Raw genomic sequence first — 16,286 nt, 5'->3', positions numbered from 1 at the left:
GTCATGGCGCTCGGCGGCCCCGGCGGCCGGGGCCGCCCCGGCGCGGCGCGGACCGTCATCGGCGACTACGACTGCACCGTGCTCGCCCAGTGCGGCGCGCACGGCGGCATCGAGGTCACCGCCTACGTCACCGAGAACGAGAGCTACGGCACCTGGTGGGCGCCCATCGGCGATCCGGCGACCACCGCGCACGCCCCGCAGCCGGGCGTGGACGGCGCGGGACGGCTGGTCGTCGCCGCGCTCGACGGCACGGGCGCCCTGCTGCTGTCCCGTCAGGACCTGACGCAGGACGGCCTCGTCTTCGGGCCGTGGCAACGGGTGGCAGACCATGCGCCGTCAGTGCGTTCCGGGCAGCGGTAGCCGCTCGGACACCTCGAGGGACAGGTCGCCCTCCGGTGTGTAGAAAGGCGTCGCCGCCAGCTCGTGACCGGGCGTCGTCGCCGAGGGCGCGAAGACCATCGGCGCCCGGCTGACCACGTCGACCTCGTCGGAGCGCCTGCGGCCGAGCCGGACCTCCTGGGTGACCCCCTCGAAGCTCACCGCCAGGTGGACGTCCCACACTCCGGTGCGCAGCGGCCAGCCGTCGGACATCTGGCGCAGGTTGATCCGGGTGGAGAAACGGCCCATCGCCCGGGTCTTGCCCTTGGAGTTCAGCAGGGTGTCGTCGCGGCGGGCCGTGACGGAGAAACGCTCCTCCGCCCCGGTCAGCCGGTGCCGCAGCACGACCTTCGTGTTCCGCTCGCGCGTGCTGAGCTGCTCGAAGAACGCGTGGCCGTCGAGCAGCAGCAGCGGACCGTTCCACCGCATGCTGGTCAGCTGCTGGTTCACCGTCATCTTGTCGGTGATGTCGAAGAGCTCGTCCGGCAGGTTCACCGCCGGATCACGGAAGAACGGCAGCAGGGAGTAGACCCGCCCGTTCTCGACCGTCTTCCTGGGCGCCGGACGCTCCTTGTCCGCCTCGTACGACGCCATCCACTCGGCCTGCTGGTGGTGGCCGGCGGCGATCAGCGCGTACCGCACCGCGAGGGGACGCGGCAGCAGTGCCAGGGCGCTCGCGGGGACCTGACCGCGCAGCAGCTCGGCGGCCGCCCACAGGGTGCTCTCCCGCTCGGCGAGGTGCTCCGAGGCGAGCAGCAGCGGTCCGGTGGCCTTGCCGAGGTCGGCCTCCAGATGACGGGAGATCAGCAGGTCCCTGCCCGGTCCCGCGGGCAGCATCGCGGTCAGCAGCGCGATCATCCGGCCGACCAGGGCGACCCGCTGCGGCAGGGCCACGCCCCCGGTCTGCCCCGGGCCCTTGATCACGCACGGCTCGTCGGCCACGACCGCGATGTTGTCCGCACGGATGAAGGCGGCGGCGGTGAACGCCTGGTCCTCCCCGATGGTCATGTCGGCGGGGAACTCCAGGCCGCAGCGCCGCACCAGGCTCGTACGGAACAGCTTGTCCGGCGTCAGCGACCAGTACACGCGCGATCCGTAGAGGTCCACCGACGCCTGGGTCTTGCGGAACATCGACGTCGCGACGGAATGCTTGCCGGAGCTCTCCAGCCTGCCGAGCACCACGTCGGCCTCGTTGGCGTCGGCCGAGGCGACCATCAGCTCCAGCGCCTTCGGCGTGAGCCGGTCCGCGCCCGTCAGGAACAGGAGGTAGCGGCCGGTGGCCTGGCTCATGCCCCAGTTGCGGGCGTCGGCGGTGGACAGGCCGCGCCGGAACTGGCCGGCCCGCAGCCAGCCGGCGTACCGCTGCTCGGCCTCCGCGAGGAAGGAGCTGCTGCTGTCGGTCGAGCCGTCGTCGACCGCGATGACCTCGATCCGCTCGGCACCGATCGTCTGGCCGAGCAGCGACTCCAGGCAGGCCGGCAGCGTGCGGGCGTGGTCCCTGACGTGCAGGACCACGGTCACGTCGCGGATTTCGCCCGGGTGCACGGGCACGGAGGTGGTCATGGGCCTGCTATCCGTTCTGCGGGGTGGTGGTGGTCCTGGGCCACGGCATCTCGCCGGTGAGCTCCGGCCACTGCCAGGGCCGGAAGTCGGTGGTGAGCCCGTGCTCAGGGAAGACGCCCGGCCGGCCCTCCAGGTTGCCCACGTACACGTTCACGGGTGCGGTGACCTTCTCGCCCTCCGGGGTGGCCACGGTGTACTCGAAGCGGTCGTAGCCGGTGAAGCCCTGGTGCGGGAGGTAGTCCAGCCGGCCGTCCGGCCCCAGCTGGGCGGACCCGGAGCGCGGCTGGGTCACCGAGACCGGCGTGCTGCCCGGCGGGACCGCGGCGAGCACGTCGAGCGAGCCCGGCACGCCGGGGGCGGTGACCAGCCGCAGCCCGGGCGCGAACATCGTGCGAATGAGCAGCGAGCGGTCGCGCAGTGACGCGGTGCGGACGATCTTGCGGCTGTCCCGGTCGGGCACGGCGACCGCGATGTGCGGGCGCAGCCGGGGTTCCCGCTTCTTCGGCTTCTTCACGCGGACCGAGAAGAAGCCGACGCCGTTCCGGCCGGGTTCCGCCCGTACCCGGTACCAGCGCTGCTTCGGGAAGCAGTCCACGTCCTGGACGGCGAGGACCTCCGCCGCGTCGGCGAAGTGCTTCTCCTGGAGATAGGCGTAGCCGAACGGCGCGTTCTCCACGGCGACGGAGAGCGCGAACTGGACGACGTCTCCGGGGGCGACACCACTGAAGGGCGGCACCGAGCAGTAGAGCGCGGCGTGCACCACGCCGGGGGAGTTCTCTTCGGTGCCGACGGCCTTGCCGGCGCACAGCAGGTGGTTCATGGACCGGCCTTACAGATCGCGGGCGGGAGTGACACGGGACTTGGTGCGGTGGAGGAAGGTGGCGTCGTCGAGCCAGCCCATCTCGTCGTACGAGAACGTCCGCCGGTCGAGATCCTTCACCCAGTGGGCCGGGATCAGTTGCTGCGTCAGCAGGGCGCGGACCGTGAACCGGGCCACCTCGATCGCGCCCTCGGGCCGCACGTGGACGTTGTCGGCGTCCTGCACGACGGGCAACAGGGGCTCACCGGGCCGCAGGTACGTGAACACGTGCTTGGTGTCCTCCGGGCCGAGCTCCTCCCACCACTGCAGGCTCTGGCCGTAGACGTCGACGAACGGGACGAACTCCTCCTGGGCCAGCTGCCGCATGGCCACCGGGTAGTCGCCGAGGAACCGGCTCACGTTGCCGTGCCGGTCGATACGGCGTCGCTCGAACGGCGCCATGAGGATCGGGTGTCCACCGCGTTCGCGGGCACCGGTGACGTAGGCCCGCAGGTGCTCGATGAAGTCCTCGAACGGCTCGGTGTGCAGGCCCGGATCCGGCTTCCAGTCGATCTGGCCCCACGCGATGACCAGGTAGTCCCCGGGCGCCATGGCGTCCAGGATCCACTGGAGGCGTCCGCGCTCCCGGAAGCTCTTGCTGCTCGCCCGCCCCCGGGCGCAGTTGACGACTTCCAGGTCGTCGGTGAGGAACAGGTCGAGCGCCTGCCCCCAGCCCATCATCGGCAGATGGCTCGCCGGCCGGCTGACCGTGCCCGAACCGCCGGCCAGGAAGATCCTGGTCCGGTGGCCCGGCTGTTCGTCCGTGTACGTCATGCCCTGTCCCCTCCTGCGTCCCCTCTCATGTCCCACCTCACAGCGCGCACCGGACTCAGAGCTCCTGCGCTTCCTGGCTGCTGCTGAGGACCGAGGCGATCGCCCGCTCGAAGCCCGACTGCGCCGAGGAACCGCCGGTGGGGTCCTGCTGCCGGACGTCCACGACGTGGCCCGTCATCCGGGACACCAGGACGTCGAGCGCGCTGCGGGCCACCGTCCCGGAGGAGAGCAGGGTGCCGGCGGGCTCCTGGCCGAACGCCTTGGTGCGCATCGGGGTCGCGGTGCGCTCGGGGTTCACGCAGTTGACGCGGACGCCGTCCTCCGCCCACTCCTCGGCGAGCGCCTGGGTCAGGTTGACCACGGCCGCCTTGGTGGAGGAGTAGAGGCTGTACTCGGAGCGGCCCCGGGTGTAGCTGCTGGAGGTGAAGAGCAGCAGCTGTCCGTGGGTCTCCGCCAGGTACTTGTAGGAGAAGCGGGCGATGTTCACCGGGGCGAGGTAGTTGACCTCGGTCGCCTCGCGGATGGTCTCGCTGTCGGTGTCGGCCAGCCGGCCGGTGCGCAGCACGCCCGCGGTGTTCACCACGTAGTCGACCCGGCCGGTCTCGGCGTACGCCTTCGCCAGCGCCTCCTCGACGTGCTGCGGGTTCTCCACGTGGGTGCCCGTGCTGGAGCGGCCGAGGGCGTAGACCGTCGCACCGTATCCCTCGGCGAGCCGGGCGATGTCCGCGCCGATGCCGTACGAGCCGCCGAAGACCAGCATGGTGCGGCCGTGCAGCGCCTCCCGGTAGGAGTCCTCGCCGGCCGCCGTGGGCGCCGCCGACGAGGCGAGCTGGAACAGCTTGTCGGCGATGAACACGTCGACCGGCTGGGTGACCTTCATGTTGTACTCGTCACCCATGACCACGTGGACCGGGACGTCCGGCAGGTACTTGATGACGACCGAGCAGTCGTCGGTCGCCTCGAACGACGGGTCCGCGAGCGCCAGCTCGTAGGCCCGGCGGATGGTCGACAGGTGGAAGCCCTGCGGGGTCTGGCCGCGGCGCAGCCGCGAGCGGTCCGGCACCTCGGTGATGAACTCGCCGTCGTCGCCGTGGGTCCGGGTCACGATGATGGTGTCCGAGGACGGGATCGCCACGTCCACCGCCTGGTAGCGCTCCAGCGCCTCCACGCACTCCTTGACCACGCGCTGCGAGAGCAGCGGGCGCACGGCGTCGTGGAACAGCAGGCTGGCGTCCTCGCCCTCGGCCAGGCTCTCGGTGACGTACCGGATGGCGATGCTGGTGGTCTCGCTGCGGGTCGAGCCGCCCGCCAGCACCCGCGTGACCTTGCCGAGGCCCGCCCGGGCGACGATCTTCTCCGCCTCCGCCGTGTAGTCGGCGGCCATGAGCACGATGATCTCGTCGACGTCCGGGGCGCTCTCGAAGATGCACAGGGTGTGCTCGAGTATCGACTTCCCCGCGATCTTCAGGAGCTGCTTGGGGATCGAGAGTCCGACACGCTGGCCCGTGCCGCCGGCGAGGACGACAGCGACAGTACGACGACGGGTGGCGGGGCTGGTCACGGTCTTTCGGTCTCCTGGGTGAAGGGATGGGTCCGACTGGCGTCGGGAAGCAGCGCCGGTTCGCGGGGTGCCGGGCGCGGACCTGCGGGTGGACCTCGGATCGGACCTACGCGTGGATGTGGGCCGGGTCCGGATACTCGATGGGGAAATCCCCGAGACCGCGCGCGTACAGGTCGGTCGCCGCCGCGTTGAAGCGGACGACGGACGGCGGATAGTCCGGGCCGAGCAGATAATCCTTCAACTGCTCACGGTAGGCGGCCATCGTGTCCCGCTCCGGGTTGAGCATCGCGTCGAGCGCCGCGTCCAGACCGTTGCAGTCCGGATCCAGCAGATACGAGGCGTACGCCGTGCGCTGCTCGTTGCGGAACTGGTGGTCCGGCAGGCCCTCCAGATTGAAGATGGCGTACGGCTTCCGGGTCGCGATGAAATCCGAGACCACACTGGACATGTCGCCGATGAGCAGGTCCGAGTGGTTGAAGCAGTCGTTGAGCGCGGGGATCCGGTCCAGGACCACGTGGTGGGCCGCGTCGGGCACGGCGCTCCAGTACAGTTCCCCGGCCTGGTTGCGGCTGCGCCGGATGCGGGCGGTGCGCTCGGCCTCGGTGAGGTCCGGGTACGGGGAGCGGACGCCGCGCTCGGAGAGCTCGGCGATGCGCTTGTCGATCCGGGCGAGCTTCTTCGCCGCGCTCTTCGAGTCGGTCATCTTCCGGCCGAAGCGGCGGGCGTTGTCCTCGTTCAGGAGGGCGATGATGCGCCGGTGCGCGGCGCCCGCCTCGGCGGACCGGGAACCGGTGAGCGGGTGCGGCTTGTAGATGACGCGCAGCTGCCGCTCGTGCGAGAGCAGCGCCTTGATCAGCTTCTCGCCGGCCGGGATCACCGAGGTGTAGCAGGCGTCGTCGGTCCAGCCCTCCCACGTCGGCGCGTAGACGACGGTGGGGACGGGCTGGCTGGCCTGGCCGGTCCAGCGGTGCAGGGACATCAGCTGGGGGCGGCCGACCTCGACGATCTGCTCGGGGCGGACGGCGTGCTTGATGCGCTCGTAGCGGTCGCGGCCGGCCCGGCCCGCCACCCAGATCTCGTCGAAGACCTTGCTGACGCGGTTGCTGGAGGCGGCCTTGTCGCTGTCGCCGTGACCGATGAACACGTGCTTGACGTCGTGGCGCTGGAGCATGTGCACGTTCTTGCCGGCGTTGCCGGGGTAGAGGCACACGCGCAGTTCGGGCATCTCGACCCGGGCCAGGTACTCGGCCTTCGGGACGCAGACGACCGGGACGGCGGTGGCGTCCAGGTAGCGCAGGGTGGCCCGCTCGCGCAGCACGATGACGGGCCGCAGCTCCATCGCCTCCAGCGACTCCAGCCACATGTTCACCTGGTACATGAAGTCCTTCGAGATCGCCGCGAAGGTGAAGTACAGGGCGACCTGGGGACGGTACCGGGACAGCTCCTCGTTGAGCAGGTCGATGGCCTCGTCGGTGTCGGGCAGGATCAGCGCGTTGCGGGCGCCGGGCAGCAGGACGAGGAGGGCCAGGTAGGCGACCGAGACGGAGAGGATGCCGCCGTAGGTGACGTACCGCCAGTTGTCGGTGGCGATGGTGCCGAGCGCGCCGGCGAAGAGCGGGACGTCCAGGTGCAGCGTCTTGCGGACGTGCTTGTTCATCAGGAACGGGTGCGGCATGCGCCGGATGCCCAGGACCTCCATGTCGAGGCCACGGGTGGTGTACGGCAGTTCCGCGCGCTTCTTGCGGACGTGCTTGAGCACCGCGCCGTAGGCGAGCTGGAGCACGAAGAGCAGGAGCAGTCCGACCGAGGTCATCTGGACGACGAAGGAGTCGATGTCCGCGATCGCGCCGCACAGTGCCAGCAGCAGGAACTGACGGATGATGAAGCGGATGGTCAGACCGAAGCGGGAGTCGCGCAGCCGGTCCAGGGTGGAGGACTGGGCGCTGTGCAGCATCAGGTCGGCGAGGTAGCTGACGGCGGCGGAGGCGGCGAAGACCGTCAGGGACGGCATCACCACCGCGACCATCATGCCGAGGAAGCTCAGCACCAGGGCGCCCGAGATGAGGACGCCCAGCAGGGCTTGACGCTGCTGCTTGTTCATGGCCGTGCGGCCCCTCCTTGCCGTTGCCGTGACGCGTGTCACTGCGCGCCGAAACCGCGCCACGGTGGGGGGCGTGACCGTCGGGTTGTGAAGACGCCATAAAGCGTCCGCAAAGTATAGGCAAGGGTGACGCGCGGACGTACGCGGGGTGGCCGTGAAGTGAAGATGGTGCAGTCGTTCACCGAATAGTTATCGAACCATGCCGCAAGAGTGTCCTTCGCCCGCACAACCCTGACGTAAAGTCGCCGCCCGATTACCTGTGGTGACCACTCGGGGTGGGCTGGAACCCGTAGAGGGCGATATTCCTGCGATCGGCGGTCTTCACCGAGAAGCCCATGCACAGGAGGGGTTCGGGGGCCATGCGCACCGCAATACCCTCCGGCTCGCGGAAGCGCAGCGAGGGATCGACCGAGACGTGCTGATGACCCGCCACCCGGCCCGTGCGGATATCGATCGCGGAAATGAAGGTGTTCCCCCCGGAATCGCGAGGATTCCGGCCGCCCGATTTGCTGTAAGGATTTCCGGTCAGCTGGTATATGAAAGCGCCGTGCAGGGCGCATCCCTGAAACGTCTCGCTCTCCAGGAAAGCGGCGCTGTCAATCCTGTGCAGCGGCGTTCTGTCGCCCGCGAGGACGTCGTTCAGGGAGTGAACGGAATAACCGTGCTTTCCGTCGGTGCCCACATAACTGATCAGCAGCCGCCCGGCCGTCATGTCCACGGCCGGATGGACCCGGGTACTGCCCTTCGGGGCGATCCGCTGGTGCCGCACCGACGGGTCGTCGTTGTCGAGCACCGCCCCGTCCTCGAAGCGGATCCGGGCGACCGCCCGGCCGAACCCGCTCCTGGGGTGCGCCTCGGACTCCATCCACAGCCACACCGTGCCGCCTCGGGGCTCCACACCCATGGAGATGCCGTGCCCGAACCCCCGCAGGTACATTCGGCCCAACTGCTCCCCGGAGCGGGAGAACCGGGTGACGCACAGGTCCCCCGCCCGCTTCCGCCGCGCCGCGTCGACCGGGGCCTCCTCGCCGCGCAGTCGCAGCCCGCCCTGGACCAGTTGGACCACGTACACGTGCCGGTTGGTGTCGTCGAAGGCGAGCGACTGCGGCCCGGTGACGTCGCTCAGCGGGGTCGGCTGCCACAGCCGGGTCGGCCGGGCGATGTCGAACGCCCCCGCGATCGCCGGGGCCACCGGAACGTTCCTGCTCTGGTCCGTCTCCTCGTCTCCCCACAGCGCGAGCCCGGCGAGACCGCCCACGGCCAGGGCGGCGGTGCCGGCCACCAGGAACGTGCGGCGACTGGGGCCGGAGCCGTGGTTCGACATGGTGCGAAAGCCGTTCTGCCGAGGACAAGACGCGCCATTCTGCCACCCTTTGATCGCATCCCGAACAGAGGGTCGAGCGGGTGAGGCAGGGGCGACACGGGCCCTGCGCACGGATGCCCGCCCCTCGTCGAGGGGCGGGCATCCGCCTTCGTCTGCCGCGGTGTTACGCCGGGACGCTCGCCACGCCCTGCGCCAGGAACCGCTTGCCGTTGACGCGCTCCGAGACGCCCTCACGGTCCAGGTACGGCGTGATGCCGCCCAGGTGGAAGGGCCAGCCCGCGCCGGTGATGAGGCAGAGGTCGATGTCCTGCGCCTCGGCGACGACACCCTCCTCCAGCATCAGACCGATCTCCTGGGCCACCGCGTCCAGGACGCGGTCGCGGACCTGCTCCTCCGTCAGGACGACGTCGCCCTGCTTGAGGAGCGCGGCGACCTCGGGGTCGAGCTCCGGCTTGAAGCCGTTCTCCGCGTTGTAGACGTAGAAGCCGCGCTTGCCGGCCTCGACGACGGCCTTCAGGTTGGGGGAGACCTTGAAGCGCTCCGGGAAGGCGCGGTTCAGGGTCTCGGAGACGTGCAGACCGATCGCCGGGCCGACCAGCTCCAGGAGGACCAGCGGGGACATCGGCAGGCCGAGCGGCTCGACCGCCTTCTCCGCCGTCTCGACGGAGGTGCCCTCGTCGATGACGTTCTGGATCTCGCCCATGAAGCGGGTCAGGATGCGGTTCACGACGAACGCCGGGGCGTCCTTCGTCAGAACGGCCGTCTTCTTCAGCTTCTTCGCCACACCGAAGGCGGTGGCGAGCGAGGCGTCGTCCGTCTGCTCGCCGCGCACGATCTCCAGGAGCGGCAGGATCGCGACCGGGTTGAAGAAGTGGAAGCCGACCACGCGCTCCGGGTGCTTCAGCTTGGACGCCATCTCGCTGACGGACAGCGAGGAGGTGTTGGTGGCGAGGATCGCGTGCGCCGGGGCGACGGCCTCGACCTCGGCGAACACCTGCTGCTTGACCGACATCTCCTCGAACACGGCCTCGATGACGAAGTCCGCGTCCGCGAAGCCCTCGGCCTTGTCCAGGACACCGGAGACCAGGCCCTTGAGGCGGTTGGCCTTGTCCTGGTTGATGCGGCCCTTGCCGAGGAGCTTGTCGATCTCGCCGTGCACGTAGCCGACGCCCTTGTCGATGCGCTCCTGGTCGATGTCGGTCAGCACGACCGGCACCTCGAGGCGGCGCAGGAAGAGCAGGGCCAGCTGGGAGGCCATCAGACCGGCGCCGACGACACCGACCTTGGTGACCGGGCGGGCCAGCGACTTGTCCGGCGCGCCGGCCGGGCGCTTGCCGCGCTTCTGCACCAGGTTGAAGGCGTAGATGCCGGAGCGCAGCTCGCCGCCCATGATCAGGTCCGCGAGGGCCTGGTCCTCGGCGTCGAAGCCCTTCTGCAGGTCGCCGTCCTTCGACGCCTCGATGATGTCGAGGGCGCGGTAGGCGGCCGGGGCGGCGCCGTGCACCTTGGAGTCGGCGACGGCACGGCCCTTGGCGACGGCCTGGTCCCAGCCCTCGCCGCGGTCGATCTCCGGGCGCTCGACGGTGACGTCGCCCTTCAGGACCCGGGCGGTCCAGATGAGGGACTGCTCCAGGAAGTCGGCGCCCTCGAAGATCGCGTCGGCGATGCCGAGCTCGAAGACCTGCTTGCCCTTGAGCTGGCGGTTCTGGTTCAGCGAGTTCTCGATGATGACCTGGACGGCCTTCTCCGCGCCGATCAGGTTCGGCAGGATCGTGCAGCCGCCCCAGCCGGGCACCAGACCGAGGAAGACCTCGGGCAGCGAGAAGGCCGGCAGGGCCTTGGAGACGGTGCGGTAGGTGCAGTGCAGACCGACCTCGACACCGCCGCCCATCGCCGCGCCGTTGTAGTACGCGAAGGTGGGGACGGCCAGGCCGGCGAGGCGCTTGAAGACGTCGTGGCCGCCCTTGCCGATGGCCAGGGCCTCCTCGTGCTTCTTCAGCAGCTCGACGCCCTTGAGGTCGGCGCCGACGGCGAAGATGAACGGCTTGCCGGTGATGCCGACGCCGACGATCTCACCGTTCGCGGCCTCCGCCTCGACCTGGTCGATCGCCGTGTTGAGGTTGGCGAGCGAGGCGGGGCCGAAGGTGGTCGGCTTGGTGTGGTCGAAGCCGTTGTCCAGCGTGATCAGCGCGAACCGGCCCGCACCCGCGGGGAGTTCGAAGTGCCGTACGTGGGCGGACGTGACGACCTCGTCCGGGAAGAGCTCGGCGGCGCCCTTCAGAAGCTCTGCGGTGGTGCTCACTTGCTGCCTCCGGCGTCCTTGTGGTTCGGGTTCTCCCAGATGACCGTGGCGCCCATGCCGAAGCCGACGCACATGGTGGTGAGGCCGTAGCGGACCTCCGGCTGCTCCTCGAACTGGCGGGCCAGCTGCGTCATCAGACGGACGCCGGAGGAGGCGAGCGGGTGGCCGTACGCGATGGCGCCGCCGTACTGGTTGACGCGCGCGTCGTCGTCGGCGATGCCGTAGTGCTCCAGGAACGCGAGGACCTGGACGGCGAACGCCTCGTTGATCTCGAAGAGACCGATGTCCGAGATGGACAGGCCGGCCTTGGCCAGCGCCTTCTCGGTGGCCGGGATCGGGCCGTAGCCCATGACCTCGGGCTCGACGCCGGCGAAGGCGTACGAGACCAGGCGCATCTTCACCGGGAGGTTGTTCTCGCGGGCGAAGTCCTCGGAGGCGATGATCGAGGCGGTGGCGCCGTCGTTCAGGCCGGCCGCGTTGCCCGCGGTGACGTTGCCGTGGACGCGGAACGGCGTCTTCAGGTTCGCCAGCGACTCCAGGGTGGTGCCCGGGCGCATCGGCTCGTCGGCGGTGACCAGGCCCCAGCCCGTCTCGCCACCGGCGGGGTCGGTGCGGCGGACCGAGATCGGCACCAGGTCCTGCTGGATCTTGCCGTCGGCGTACGCCTTGGCGGCCTTCTCCTGCGAGCGCACGGCGTACTCGTCGGCGCGCTGCTTGGTGATGGTCGGGTAGCGGTCGTGCAGGTTCTCGGCGGTCATGCCCATGAAGAGGGCGGACTCGTCGACCAGCTTCTCGCTGACGAAGCGCGGGTTCGGGTCCACGCCCTCGCCCATGGGGTGGCGGCCCATGTGCTCGACACCACCGGCGATGACGGCGTCGTACGCGCCGAAGGCGATCGAACCGGCGACCGACGTCACGGCGGTCAGCGCGCCGGCGCACATGCGGTCGATGGAGTAGCCGGGCACGGACTGCGGCAGACCGGCCAGGATGCCGGCGGTGCGGCCGAGGGTCAGGCCCTGGTCGCCGATCTGCGTGGTCGCGGCGATGGCGACCTCGTCGATCTTCGCCGGGTCGAGAGCCGGGTTGCGGCGCAGCAGCTCCCGGATGGCCTTGACGACGAGGTCGTCGGCGCGGGTCTCGTGGTAGATGCCCTTCGGGCCCGCCTTGCCGAACGGGGTACGGACGCCGTCGACGAAGACGACGTCCCTGACGGTACGAGGCACGATGGCTCTCCTCCAGGGTGCGGGATGGCACTGCTGCTGCGCGGGCGCGAGGCGCCCGGCACGCGGCTAAGCGCGCGCTTGCTACCCCCATGCTACTTACGAGTAACCAAGCTGCCCAGTCCCCGGGCCGGGAGCGGTGAACGTCACACCCGGAACGCGCCCCCGCGCCCCCTCCGTACGCCCGTCCGATCGGGTCGAACGACCGTCCGTGACGGCCGCGTCGACGGTGGCGGGGGCCGCCGCATGCCGACGCTGGACAGGCCCACCAGACACGGAAACGGAGCAGCACCGTGACATCGACGATCGCCTCACACGCCGTAGTGGTCACCGACCACTACGTGGACCACACCTCCACCATCCCGGCCAACGCCGGAGAGCCGGTCAAACTCTTCGTCCGGGAGCGCAACGGCACGCCGCACGGCGGTACGCCCAGACCCGTCCTCATGCTGCACGGCCGCAGCGTCCCCGCCCTGGCCGGCTTCGACCTCCAGCACGACAACAAGAAGTACAGCTGGGCCGAGGAGCTCGCGAAGGCCGACTTCGACGTGTACGTGATGGAGCTGCAGGGCTCCGGCCTGTCCACCCGCCCGACGATGGACGACCACCGCAACGTCAACCCCTCGCCCAGCCAGCGGGCGCTGCTCAGCCCCAACCCGAACGCCTCGCCGTACACCGGCCCGGTGCAGTACGCGGCCCAGCTGAACAACTCGAAGAGCGACTGGGACGAGGTCGGCACGGTCGTCGACTGGATCATCGCCCGCACCGGCGTCTCCCAGGTCGACCTCATCGGCTGGTCGGCGGCGGCCCAGCAGCTCGGCCCGTACACCATCCAGTACCCCAACAAGGTCCGCAGCCTCTTCCTCGTTGCGCCGATCTTCCCGCCCGACGGCCGCCAGAGCGCACCCGGGACCGATTTCGGCGCCCCCGTGCCGCTGCCGGTGTCCACGCCGGCGGGAGCCTTCGGCTACCCGATGAGCGTCAGCACCAAGGGCGGCCTCGACATCGCGTGGCGCAAGGACCTCGGCTGTCCGGACCAGCGCGAGGACGGCATGGTCGACGCCGTCTGGAAGGCGATGATGGAGGCCGACCCGGTCGGCGCCACCTGGGGAGGCGGCATCGCCGGCCACCCGGATGGTCTCAACCGGATCCGGAACTCGTACTGGTGGGGCTGGAACAAGACCACCGTGAAGCTCCACAACGTCCTCGGCCACCAGGTGCCGGTGTGCATCGTGTACGGCGAGAACGACTCGATCGTCAACACCTCGCCCGACCTCGGCCTGGTGTACTTCTCGACGCCCGAGCTCTACCGGGGCATCCCCGGGCACCAGAAGCTGATGATCCGCGTCTCCTGCGCCGGCCACCAGATCGTCTGGGAGCGCCATGCGAAGACGCTGCACACCATGTCCGAGCACTGGCTCAAGCAGGGCAAGGTCGAGGGCGCGGAGACCGGGAGCTACGCCAGGGACGAGGACGGGGCCCTCACCCTCCTGGAGGAGTGAGGACCCCGTAAGCCCGTCGAGCCGTACGGCTCAGGCCTTCGTCGCCAGGGCGGTGACCAGCAGCGGCGTCACCAGACCCACCTGCCACGCCCGCGCGCCGTAGCCGGCCAGGGCCGCCGCGACCGTGTCCGGGTTCACCGGGGCCGGCGGCTCCCAGCAGACCCGGCGCACCGTGTCGGGCGTGATCAGGTTCTCCTGCGGCAGGTTCAGCTCCTCGGCCAGCGCCGACACCGCCGTACGGGCCGCGGCGAGCCGGGCGGCCGCGGCCGGGTCCTTGTCGGCCCAGGCGCGCGGCGGGGGCGGCCCGGCCACGGGCTGGCCCGGCTGCGGCAGCTCGGCGTCCGGCAGGGCCTTCGCCCGGTCCACGGCCGCCTGCCACTGCTCCAGCTGCCGCCGGCCCATCCGCTGCCCGAAGCCGGGCAGCGCCGAGAGCGCGCCCGCGTTCGGCGGCAGTGCGAGCGCCGCCTCCACGATCGCCGAGTCGCTCAGCACCTTGCCGGGGGAGACGTCGCGCCGCTGGGCCACCCGGTCACGGGCCGTCCACAGCTCCCGCACCACCGCCATCTGACGGCGCCGGCGCACCTTGTGCATCCCGGACGTGCGGCGCCAGGGGTCCTTGCGCGGCGGGGCGGGCGGCGCGGCGGCGATGGCGTCGAACTCCTCCAGCGCCCACTCCAGCTTGCCCTGCCGGTCCAGCTCCTTCTCCAGCTCGTCGCGCAGGTCGACGAGCAGCTCCACGTCGAGCGCCGCGTACCGCAGCCAGGGCTCGGGGAGCGGCCGGGTGGACCAGTCGACGGCGGAGTGGCCCTTCTCCAGGGCGTACCCGAGGACCGACTCGACCATGGCGCCCAGACCCACCCGTGGGAAGCCGGCGAGCCGGCCGGCCAGCTCGGTGTCGAAGAGCCGCGTCGGCACCATGCCTATGTCGCGCAGACACGGCAGGTCCTGGGTCGCGGCGTGCAGGATCCATTCGGTGCCGACGAGCGCCTCGCCGAGACCGGACAGATCGGGGCAGCCCACCGGGTCGATCAGCGCGGTACCCGCGCCCTCACGGCGGAGCTGGACGAGATAGGCGCGCTGCCCGTAGCGGTAGCCGGACGCGCGCTCGGCGTCGACGGCGACCGGGCCGCGGCCGGCGGCGAAGGCGGCGATCACCTCGGCGAGGGCGTCCTCGGTCGCGACGACGGGCGGAATGCCCTCGCGCGGTTCGAGCAGCGGGATCGGCAGCCCATGCGCAGGGACGTCGTCGTCCGAGGGGGCGCCCCCGGTGGTTCGCAGTGCGGTGTCACTCGCGGTGTCTTGGGCGTCGGTCACCTGTCAAGGGTATCTGCCCGTGCAAGCGACCCACCTGTACTTCGCGGAGGGCATGCGCATGCCCTCCGGACTCCTCGTCAAGGGTATCTGTCACCTTCGTGGCCTTGTCCGGCCGAGCGTGTGCGCGCGGCCGACACGCCTCGTCGCGCTCCCGACTGTCCCCTACGACGGGACGGTCACGGGGCGCATCTCCCACCCCCGGCCGCGCCGGGGGTGGGACGGGCATGGTGACGAATGCCCACGCCGAGCGTGCGCGATCGCGCACGTTGATCCCGGCGACGACGTCGGCCGGGCCAGCGAGCCCGCACCGACGACAACGGAACCGGTCCCGAGTGGGGCGGTTGGCCCGCTCGGTGTGCCCGCAGCGCGGACAGCGCTGCGAGGTGTAGGCCGGGTCCACCTCCAGGAACGGCACCCCGGCCATGCGGGCCTTGTAGGCGAGGTGCTGTCCGAGCTGGTGGAAGGGCCAGGACGAGAGGGTGCCCCGCTGGTCGCGGCGAAGCCGTACCCGGTCCAGGATGCCGCCGAGCTCCTCGACGGCGATCCCACGACCGGTGCGTTGCGCGACGGACACGATCTCCTTGCTGATCAGGTGGTTCACCTGCGTGGCATGACGGTGCTCCTTCTTCGCCCGCCGGGCGAGCCGGCGGGTGGCCGAGCGGGTGCGCCTTGCCTGGAGTTCGGCACGCTTACGCGCCTGCCAGCGCCGGTAGCGGCCCAGCCGGCGCCCCTGGTAGTTCGTGCCGTCCGAGGTAGTGGCCAGATTGGCGATGCCCCGGTCCACCCCGATCCAGTCGACCGGCTCGCACACCTGCGGGTCCGGGAGGTCGCACGTGGCGATCAGAAACCACTTCCCGTCTCGCCGTACCAGGTCGCTCTCGCCCTTCCGGTGGGCCACCAGCGTTTTCAGCTGGTCGGGTGAGCAGGCGAACCGGACCCCTTTCATCCGCCCGCCAACCGTCCAGATGGACACGGTCCGAGCGTCGAACCGCCACGACAGACAACGGTCGTCGAACGGCTGCGCCGCCTCCGCCCGGAAGGTGACCGGGGCCGCGAGGGTTCTCGCACCAACGCCGGCCTTCAGGGCGGTGTAGGCGTCGACGACCTTCTTCACGACCCGCACCGCCGGCTGCGCGGACAACCCGAAAGTGGCCTTCAGCTCCCCGTACACCGCCTTCTGCAGACGATTGCGGTCCTTCAGATTCCGGGCGAAGGCCACGGCGGAAGCGTGATCGGCGGCCCGATTGCACGCCCGCAGGGTTGCCCCAAGCGTCGATGCCTGATCAGGCGTCGGCACCAGCTTGATCTGAACCACCAGCTTCACGACACCCGACCGTAGTCCGGCAGCCGCACAGAGGAGCGGCATTCTCGCGGCAGCCACCAGGTCC

At 70.4% G+C, this 16,286-nt stretch carries 11 protein-coding genes and 1 pseudogene; 2 read left to right on the top strand and 10 right to left on the bottom strand.

Annotated features, from left to right (window positions below; all coding sequences use genetic code 11):
- Positions 1–360 (top strand): annotated as a pseudogene (locus ACWEV0_RS22825) (hypothetical protein); the annotation flags it as partial.
- Here the strand turns inward: ACWEV0_RS22825 and ACWEV0_RS22820 are convergent.
- From ACWEV0_RS22820 to ACWEV0_RS22785, 8 genes are all read right to left on the bottom strand, one after another.
- Positions 337–1,941 (bottom strand): glycosyltransferase, encoded by a 1,605-nt coding sequence (locus ACWEV0_RS22820; protein ID WP_453151243.1) that lies wholly within the window; start codon positions 1,939–1,941, stop codon positions 337–339. The pseudogene ACWEV0_RS22825 and the gene ACWEV0_RS22820 sit on opposite strands and share 24 nt — an antisense overlap.
- Before the next feature lie 7 nt (positions 1,942–1,948).
- The gene (locus ACWEV0_RS22815) at positions 1,949–2,761 is read right to left on the bottom strand and encodes an Ig-like domain-containing protein (RefSeq protein WP_453151242.1); all 813 of its coding nucleotides are present in this window, start codon (positions 2,759–2,761) and stop codon (positions 1,949–1,951) included.
- 9 nt (positions 2,762–2,770) lie between these two features.
- On the bottom strand, positions 2,771–3,574 hold the full coding sequence (locus ACWEV0_RS22810; protein WP_453151240.1) for a rhamnogalacturonan acetylesterase: 804 nt from the start codon (positions 3,572–3,574) through the stop codon (positions 2,771–2,773).
- A 55-nt stretch (positions 3,575–3,629) separates the two neighbouring features.
- Complete coding sequence (locus ACWEV0_RS22805; RefSeq protein WP_453151239.1) at positions 3,630–5,135, bottom strand: SDR family NAD(P)-dependent oxidoreductase; 1,506 nt, start codon at positions 5,133–5,135, stop codon at positions 3,630–3,632.
- 106 nt (positions 5,136–5,241) lie between these two features.
- Positions 5,242–7,236, bottom strand: coding sequence for a hypothetical protein (locus ACWEV0_RS22800; RefSeq protein ID WP_453151238.1), 1,995 nt, complete (start codon positions 7,234–7,236; stop codon positions 5,242–5,244).
- 253 nt (positions 7,237–7,489) lie between these two features.
- On the bottom strand, positions 7,490–8,560 hold the full coding sequence (locus tag ACWEV0_RS22795) for a phage baseplate protein (RefSeq protein ID WP_453151237.1): 1,071 nt from the start codon (positions 8,558–8,560) through the stop codon (positions 7,490–7,492).
- A gap of 163 nt (positions 8,561–8,723) precedes the next feature.
- On the bottom strand, positions 8,724–10,862 hold the full coding sequence (locus tag ACWEV0_RS22790; protein WP_453151236.1) for a 3-hydroxyacyl-CoA dehydrogenase NAD-binding domain-containing protein: 2,139 nt from the start codon (positions 10,860–10,862) through the stop codon (positions 8,724–8,726).
- Positions 10,859–12,085, bottom strand: coding sequence for a thiolase family protein (locus ACWEV0_RS22785; protein ID WP_453151235.1), 1,227 nt, complete (start codon positions 12,083–12,085; stop codon positions 10,859–10,861). The genes ACWEV0_RS22790 and ACWEV0_RS22785 overlap by 4 nt, the downstream gene beginning before the upstream one ends.
- Before the next feature lie 290 nt (positions 12,086–12,375).
- Here ACWEV0_RS22785 and ACWEV0_RS22780 point away from each other — a divergent pair, with 290 nt between their 5' ends.
- Positions 12,376–13,584, top strand: a complete 1,209-nt coding sequence (locus ACWEV0_RS22780; protein WP_453151234.1) for an alpha/beta fold hydrolase — start codon at positions 12,376–12,378, stop codon at positions 13,582–13,584.
- A gap of 30 nt (positions 13,585–13,614) precedes the next feature.
- On the opposite strand, the gene ACWEV0_RS22775 is transcribed toward ACWEV0_RS22780, so the two are convergent.
- Both ACWEV0_RS22775 and ACWEV0_RS22770 read right to left on the bottom strand, forming a co-directional pair.
- Positions 13,615–14,898: a ribonuclease D gene (locus tag ACWEV0_RS22775; protein WP_453151233.1), complete on the bottom strand. Its 1,284-nt coding sequence runs from the start codon at positions 14,896–14,898 to the stop codon at positions 13,615–13,617.
- Positions 14,870–16,222 carry an RNA-guided endonuclease InsQ/TnpB family protein gene (locus tag ACWEV0_RS22770; RefSeq protein ID WP_453151232.1) on the bottom strand — a complete coding sequence of 451 codons (1,353 nt, stop codon included), beginning with the start codon at positions 16,220–16,222 and terminating at the stop codon, positions 14,870–14,872. The genes ACWEV0_RS22775 and ACWEV0_RS22770 overlap by 29 nt, the downstream gene beginning before the upstream one ends.
- Positions 16,223–16,286 lie beyond the last annotated feature (64 nt).

The sequence above is a fragment of the Streptomyces sp. NPDC003943 genome, from assembly GCF_053605265.1.
Note: the sequence above shows the minus strand (reverse complement) of the source record. Positions and strands in the feature narration are given on the sequence as shown.

Bases quoted from the DNA above. Each gene is read 5' to 3' on its own strand.
- ACWEV0_RS22800 (WP_453151238.1), bottom strand. From the start codon at position 7,236: ATGAACAAGCAGCAGCGTCAAGCCCTGCTGGGCGTCCTCATCTCGGGC.
- ACWEV0_RS22810 (WP_453151240.1), bottom strand. From the start codon at position 3,574: ATGACGTACACGGACGAACAGCCGGGCCACCGGACCAGGATCTTCCTG.
- ACWEV0_RS22815 (WP_453151242.1), bottom strand. From the start codon at position 2,761: ATGAACCACCTGCTGTGCGCCGGCAAGGCCGTCGGCACCGAAGAGAAC.
- ACWEV0_RS22820 (WP_453151243.1), bottom strand. From the start codon at position 1,941: ATGACCACCTCCGTGCCCGTGCACCCGGGCGAAATCCGCGACGTGACC.
- ACWEV0_RS22795 (WP_453151237.1), bottom strand. From the start codon at position 8,560: ATGTCGAACCACGGCTCCGGCCCCAGTCGCCGCACGTTCCTGGTGGCC.